Source organism: Shewanella sp. SG44-6, assembly GCF_014164185.1.
Classification (GTDB): Bacteria; Pseudomonadota; Gammaproteobacteria; order Enterobacterales; family Shewanellaceae; genus Shewanella; species Shewanella vesiculosa.
In genome coordinates this window covers 20,277-27,732 of the sequence record NZ_JACJER010000064.1, presented here as the reverse complement: position 1 = coordinate 27,732, position 7,456 = coordinate 20,277, and the positions used below count along the sequence as shown (strand labels likewise).

Genomic DNA, 7,456 nt, shown 5'->3' with positions numbered 1-7,456 from the left:
CCCGCAACATTTTCTCTATTTACAAAACAACAGCAGCGAAAAGGTTGCGGGGCTGTGCTAATTCAGTTATAAAGAGTAAAGAGGGAAGAGTCGTTGATTTCCTCTTGGTCTGGTGTGGGCGAAGCACCACGACGTTAGTGGCCGCAGGTCATAGCCTAACCAACTTTGGGGCAACAATGCGTTAGCGACTTATTGTAAAATGAGTCTAATTTAATCTTTAACCTTTACCCAATTCATGTATTTCTCATCAGCAATACTCAACATATCTAAATCTTCAGCGGTATCGCCGTAAGCATAAACACAATCATAATGATCTAAATTAAAACGTTCACAGATCCGTTTAGATTTCATTTTTTCACTACAATCGCCTGAGGTATAAAAGCCAGATAATTTGCCATTGTTTACCGCTAACTCACTACAAATCAACATCACTCCTAATTCATTACACCAATGCTTTAAATAGATATCAATGGATGCAGATACCACAACAACATGATCGCCGTTATCTTTATGCCAGCGAATTTTATCCAGTGCGTGAGATCGAATGAATTGAGGAATAACTTGTTTGGTAAAATCCAATCCTATTGCATCAAGCGCATGGTGTTCTTTTTGATAAAAAGCGACAAAACTGGCAATGGGGCGCATTTTATTGGCAGGAAGTATGCCCAATTTATACATAATCACAAAAGGAGCGAGCAACACATTACCTACTATTAATCGAGCACCTGTGGTCGAGTAACGTAAAAATTTACTATACATATCGGCATTCGTAATCGTGCCATCAAAATCAAATAAGGCTAAATTCACTTTAATCTCCTTTAATGCATTAGCTTTTATGGCGATGATTAAGTGACTCACAATCTATTGACTGAATATATATAAATTTTCTGCTTAGATTCAGATTCGATGTCATGACACTTATTAGCTGAAAAAATAAAATATGCTACTCAATTATAATTGCTGCAACCTTTGAGCATGCTGCATCAGTAAAGTGTCTAACACTTCAGGGCTTAAGCTAAATATTTGTACTATTTCTTCGCCGGTTTTAGAAAGCGTTGCTTGCTTGTCTTCAAAAGTAATATGTAAACCTAACGCTTTTAACGTCTGCTGATCATAACTGTATAATGGCGTGTTTCGTTTATCTTTTAAGCCTGGCATCATCCCCAATACTGTGACAGCTTGATTAACCTTAACCTTGTCAAAAAATACACGTTCGGCTTGTTCCCACTGCAAAATATATTCAACCATAGTTTTGCTGTACTTACTTAAGTCTTCCGAGCCGTATAATAGTGGTTGTAACGCCCCACCATGCCAACCTAACAGGGCATCTTGTTTTATCGTCACATCATCACTGGCCGTTACAACATAATTAGCACAAGATGACGCACAGACTTTATCGACTGTGACCTTTAATTTATGCCGATATACCAATTCACCTAATCGTATTCCAGCAAACACATCGCCCCCACCACTAGTAATAACCAATGAGGTGATTTGAGTTGAGCTATTTGCTATACCTTGTTCAAAGGCGGCAACATTGTCTGGGTTAATTTCACCGTTATAATTAATGGTATTGGGAAGTAAAGGATCGATAACAAGACTAAAAGGAGGCTGTTTGCTTGCACAACCGGTTAAGGTTAGCAGCATAGCGAGCAGTAGATAACGCATTCATATTCCATCATGATGTTGAGTTGGCAAAAAATTAGCACAACAAGTTCATTATTCACAAGTAAATAATTTCAATTCCTCGATGATATTGATTAATCAGACTCTAACTGAACATTATCGCCAAATACCTCTCATTGCAGGTCGTTGGACTACATAGCTTTTAGATTATGTTGCTGCTTTAACCATCCGATTTCATTTTGATTGAGTGCGTTGAAGACTCTTTATAGAATAATGCGTGAGCCTGACATGGCCTTTCTCGCACATCTGACCTGTATGGGTATTGGAAATGTCATAATGATGTCGGGAACATCATTGACCATGTGCTTTAGGTATTCAGACATCCTGTCTATCAGATGCCCGCTCGCTCTCGAGAAGGAATGTCGTTCTTTAGCATCCACGACATTCGTGAATCCATTCACATCAGATTCCCATAGGAAGCGTTAGTATTTTCACTATTTATTAATAAGATGGCCGAAGCGGAACTCAAACTAAGCCAAAGGCTGGATCAATCCCCATGGCGACCTTTTCGCAGCTGTTGTTTTGTAAAAAGCGAAAATGTTACAGGGCAGCTGGGCTAATTCTTTTATAAAGAGTAAATAGGGAACAGCAGTTGGTTTGCTCTTACTCTGCTATGAGCAAAGCACCACGACGTTAGTGGCCGTAGGCCATAAAAAAGCTGGATTCCGGCTCAAAAAATAATGCCGGAATGACAGCAACATTGGCCCTACTCTATTGGTAAAGCTGCATCTCCGCCCCACACAGCCCAAGAACCATCGTATAAAACCGCTTGATGGTGTCCGGCTACATAGGAAGCTAAAATCAAAATACATGCGGTAATGCCTGAACCGCAACTAAACACTCGTTGAGCATTATTACTGGTATCTAAGGTCGCGAAAATAGTATGCAATTCACGAATCGATTTCATTTTAAAACCATTTAATACCTGCGCAAAAGGCAAGTTGAGCGAACCGGGAATATGACCACTGCGCATGCCCACTCTAGGCTCTGGTGAGGTACCATTAAAACGCCCTGCTGCACGAGCATCAATCACATCAACATTGGCATGTCCAAGATGGGTTAACACAAACTCAGTGTCACACATTTTGTGTTGTTGCAAACGACCTTTGATATCGCCTGAGTGAGTAGCAGATGAGAATTGGCGGACGGTATCTCGTCCTTCTGCTTGCCATTGTGGTAAACCACCATCGAGTACAAATACCTTATCAAAACCCATAGTTTTGAAAGTCCACCACGCTCGCGGGGCAGAATAAATACCTTGATTGTCGTAAATCACTACTGTGCTGTTATGGGTTATTCCCAATGACTGCGCAGCATCAGTAAACTGCTCAGCCGTTGGCATTGCATGGGTTTGTGATGATCGATGATCAAAAAAAAGCTTGTCCATTTGGCATGATAACGCGCCAGGGATAACGAAAAGTTCATCGTATACTAATGGCTCTTTTCCCAGCACAATTTCCATACTGGCATCAAGTAACACAAGCTCAGGATCATCAAGATGTAATGCTAACCAATCAGTTGTCACTAAAGGATTATTCACGATTAACCTCACTGCAATTTGTTTATAAAACAACAATATTGCACTGTCATAACGCAATAGCAAGTCATTCAGCTATTGATAGCAATTAACCTCATTGTACTCGATCAATATCCATATCGTTGTTCGCTGGATAAATGAAATCCTACACCTTAAATTGTGACACTAGCTGGTTTAACTGCTCAGCTAAACGGGCTATTTCAGCACTTGAACTGCGGGTTTGAGTTGAAGCTTGTGAGTTTTCTTCGGCGATACGTTTAACATTAATAATATTCTCGTTAATGCTCTCAGCCACTGAACTTTGTTCTTCTGCGGCGCTGGCTATTTGCATGTTCATGTCATTGATCAAATTTACAGCATTCGTAATTGATTTTAGTGCAGTATTGGCTTTACTGGCTTGCGCTACACAATGTTCAGCTTGTGTTTTTCCTTGGCTCATCACAGAGACGGCATTTTCTGTTCCGGCCTGAAGCTGTTCTATAATGGTCTGGATTTCAGACGTTGACCTTTGAGTTCTCTCTGCAAGAGTGCGAACTTCATCAGCCACAACGGCAAAACCTCGCCCTTGCTCTCCTGCTCTAGCGGCCTCAATAGCAGCATTTAACGCAAGTAAATTGGTTTGCTCTGCAATACTTCGAATAACACCTAAAATGGAACTGATGTTTAGGACTTCTTTTTGCACTTCGTGTAATTTCTCTGAGGAATCATTCACACTCGATGACAGAGAATTGATAGAGCTTATTGTTTGGTCCACAACTTGTGAACCTGATAATGATTCAATATTTGCCTGATTAGCGGCATCAGCCGCTTTTGCCGCACTATCTGCAACATCATGAACGGTTGCAGCCATTTCATTCATTGCGGTGGCAACCATATCCGTTTCAGATTCTTGTCGAGAAATCCCATTGGACGTTTGTTCTGTCACAACAGCGAGCTCTTCAGATGCTGATGCTAACTCAATACTGGCGGCATTAATTGTGGTGAGCATCAGTTTTAATTTAGTTGACGTGTCTTGAATAGCATTGAGCAACATACCCGTTTCATCTTTACTGCTACTCTCTAACCGAACCGTTAAATCGCCTAAAGCCAATTGATTTGCCGCATTAACAGCGGTTTGGATGGGCCGAGTAATACTGATGGTAAGAAGATATGCAATAACGAGCCCTATGGCGATTGCAGCAATAGACATGATCAATGTGAACTGAATACTGTCTGCAATGGTGACATCAAGCTCAGAGCCTAATGCTTTTTGCTCATTCATTACTGAGAGTTTAATATCTTCTGTGGCATGAGCGATTTTAGGGCCATGCACATCTAAAACATTTTTAATTAAGTTATTTCTGCTGACAATAGAATCATGTACCTGATTCATTGATGCTAAGTAAATTTTATGATTTTTTTCAAACTCGAGCATTAAACTTCTTTGCTCGCTTTGATTAAGATTTTTATCGAGTTGATCGAGCTTAGTTGCCATCAGATTAGTCATTTTCTCAAGGGCTAAGCCAAAATCACTTTCTTGATTAGTTTGCAAATACTTCACCATAAATAAACGCCCCATTAATAGGGTGTCTTTAACATAACTGGCATAATAAACCGCTTGATGATCTTCATTATCATTTGACGATTGAATAAGACTTTCTATGGTGGCAACCATTTTCTCTCCGCTTGGTACCAGCTGAGTGTCATTGATTTTATGTCTTTGTCGAATCAACTCAACAACCTGCTCAAATGATTGTTGGTAAGTGCGAAATGATTCTTCAACAAAGGTAATCTGTGTAGCTCGCTCAGGCGCCTTGATTTGCTTTTTCGCTTCCTCAAGGTAAGTTTTCATTTTGGTCACATCACTGTTGTACTCGACTAAATCTTCATCGGACTGACTGATGAGATAATCTTTCACCTTAATACGCACCAATAACATATTAGCCTGAAGTCTTCCGGCGATATTCGTGTCTTGTGCTAGTGATTTATAATGAAGAAAACTCGAGCCAGATGAGTTAAGTGCGCTAATGCTAGTCACCACAACAATTGCAAGTAGTATGAGCACCAAACCAAAACCGCCACTGATTTTTGCACCGAGCTTTAGATTGTTAAACATGAGTCACCTCAAATAATATCAACTAGCAAAATTGTGATTAGCTGAATGTCGCCATCAGCAGCTAAAAGGATATAACCAGCAAATATTATTACCAACATCTTGCCAACATATCAATTTAAATAATTGATTTAACATGCTAAAAACCATATTTATCAACCAATAATAAAACTAAAGGTTTACATAAAAATTGATTGTTAATACTTAAAGCTAGTTTTAAATAAAGAGTAAATAAGAAATACAAAGGTAACTAAACAACAATGAAAACTGAGAAAGTGGCAGGAAATTACTAGGACAAGAGTAGCTGGATGAAGCATATTTGGCGGCAGTAATCAGCATATGAGGGGGGCTGAAAAGGTGTTACTTTTAGCAATATGCTTTTGCATCTATGATGATATGTTAATCATAAATAAACCGTGAGTTCATCCAGCAATCAATTTATCATCTGACTAATTTTGAATCATTTATACACTGTGGTTTAGGGCGAGTAATCACATTCTTTAGCTTGAATACCTACTAATAAAAAAGCCCTTTATTGGCAAATAAAGGGCTTTTCAAATCTAAAACCTTAGTGACTATAGAGCAATCCAAGTCGCTTTAAGTTCAGTGTACTTATCAAACGCATGTAATGACTTGTCGCGGCCATTACCAGACTGCTTATAACCCCCAAATGGAGCCGTCATGTCACCACCGTCATAATGGTTTATCCACACCATACCGCTGCGCAGCGCTTTAGCCGTTTTATGGGCTTTACTTAAGTTTGAGGTCCACACACCAGCAGCTAGGCCATAGATAGTGTCGTTGGCAATCTTAATGGCTTCTTCCATGCCATCAAATTCAATAACCGATAACACAGGACCAAAAATCTCTTCACTGGCAATTTTCATGTCATTTTTAACATTACTGAAAATAGTCGGTTGCACAAACATGCCGCCGGTTTCTACCATCACTTGTTTGCCGCCATCAACTAAGGTAGCACCTTGTTCGCTGCCGCTTTTAATATAGTTCAATACATTAGTGAGCTGTTGTTGATCGACCATAGCACCACAAGTGGTTTTAGGATCAAGTGGATGCCCTGGTTGCCAGCCCTGCATTTGTTCAACTATCAACTTGATTAACTCATCTTTAACGCCTGACTCAACCAATAAGCGAGAACCAGCAGTACACACTTCGCCTTGGTTAAACGCAATAGCTACCGCAGCGGCTTCTGCTGCCGCTTTCAAATCTGGTGCATCGTTAAACACAATGTTTGGGCTCTTACCACCAGCTTCCAACCATACCCGCTTCATGTTCGACTCACCCGCATAAATCATTAACTGTTTGGCAATTTTTGTTGAACCGGTAAATACCAAAGTATCAATGTCCATGTGCAACGCCAGCGCTTTACCTACTGTATGACCAAAACCAGGCAATACGTTTAATACGCCGGCAGGAATACCAGCTTCAATGGCTAACTGGGCCATACGAATAGCGGTTAATGGTGATTTTTCTGATGGCTTTAAAATCACACTATTACCTGTCGCTAATGATGGCCCTAGCTTCCAGCACGCCATAATCATCGGGAAGTTCCACGGTACAATCGCGGCAACCACACCAACGGCTTCACGGGTGATCATGCCAATTTCGTTATGGGCTGTTGGCGCTATTTCATCATAAATTTTATCGATTGCCTCACCAGACCAACGGATAGCACGGGCAGCACCGACAACATCAACCCCTTTAGAATGCTGAATGGGCTTCCCCATATCTAGGGTTTCGAGTAACGCCATTTCATCGGCATTAGCTTCAAGTAAATCGGCAAACTTAATCATGACTTCTTTACGTTTTACTGGTGGTAAATTAGCCCAGGTACCCGCTTCGAATACTTCACGCGCATTGGCAACAGCAAGGTTTGCATCGGCTAAATCACAGCTCGCGACTTTGGCAAGAACTTTGCCATCAATTGGGCTGATACAGTCGAAAGTGTCACCAGACACAGCACTTTGATATTGACCATTGATAAATGCACTGCCATTGATTTGTAAACTTGCTGCCAGTGCTTCCCAATCGCTACGACTTGTTGGAGTACTCATTGTGACCTCGAAATAATAAATGGATTGATAAACACCAAAACTAAGAAATAAAGCAGGTGCCAAGACTAA

At 40.5% G+C, this 7,456-nt stretch carries 5 protein-coding genes; all 5 read right to left on the bottom strand.

Going from position 1 to position 7,456, the window contains the following annotated elements; all coding sequences use genetic code 11:
• Window positions 1–210 precede the first annotated feature (210 nt).
• A complete protein-coding gene (locus tag H5185_RS12790; RefSeq protein WP_310741665.1) occupies window positions 211–807 on the bottom strand; it encodes an HAD-IB family hydrolase in 597 nt (198 codons plus the stop codon).
• Window positions 808–951: 144 nt separating this feature from the next.
• Window positions 952–1,668, bottom strand: a complete 717-nt coding sequence (locus tag H5185_RS12785) for a hypothetical protein (RefSeq protein WP_182742298.1) — start codon at window positions 1,666–1,668, stop codon at window positions 952–954.
• A 724-nt stretch (window positions 1,669–2,392) separates the two neighbouring features.
• Complete coding sequence (locus H5185_RS12780) at window positions 2,393–3,226, bottom strand: sulfurtransferase (protein WP_182722498.1); 834 nt, start codon at window positions 3,224–3,226, stop codon at window positions 2,393–2,395.
• A 142-nt stretch (window positions 3,227–3,368) separates the two neighbouring features.
• Entirely contained in the window at window positions 3,369–5,318 is a 1,950-nt protein-coding gene (locus H5185_RS12775; protein WP_182742297.1) for a methyl-accepting chemotaxis protein, read from the bottom strand.
• 572 nt (window positions 5,319–5,890) lie between these two features.
• A complete protein-coding gene (locus H5185_RS12770) occupies window positions 5,891–7,387 on the bottom strand; it encodes an aldehyde dehydrogenase (protein WP_182698964.1) in 1,497 nt (498 codons plus the stop codon).
• Window positions 7,388–7,456 lie beyond the last annotated feature (69 nt).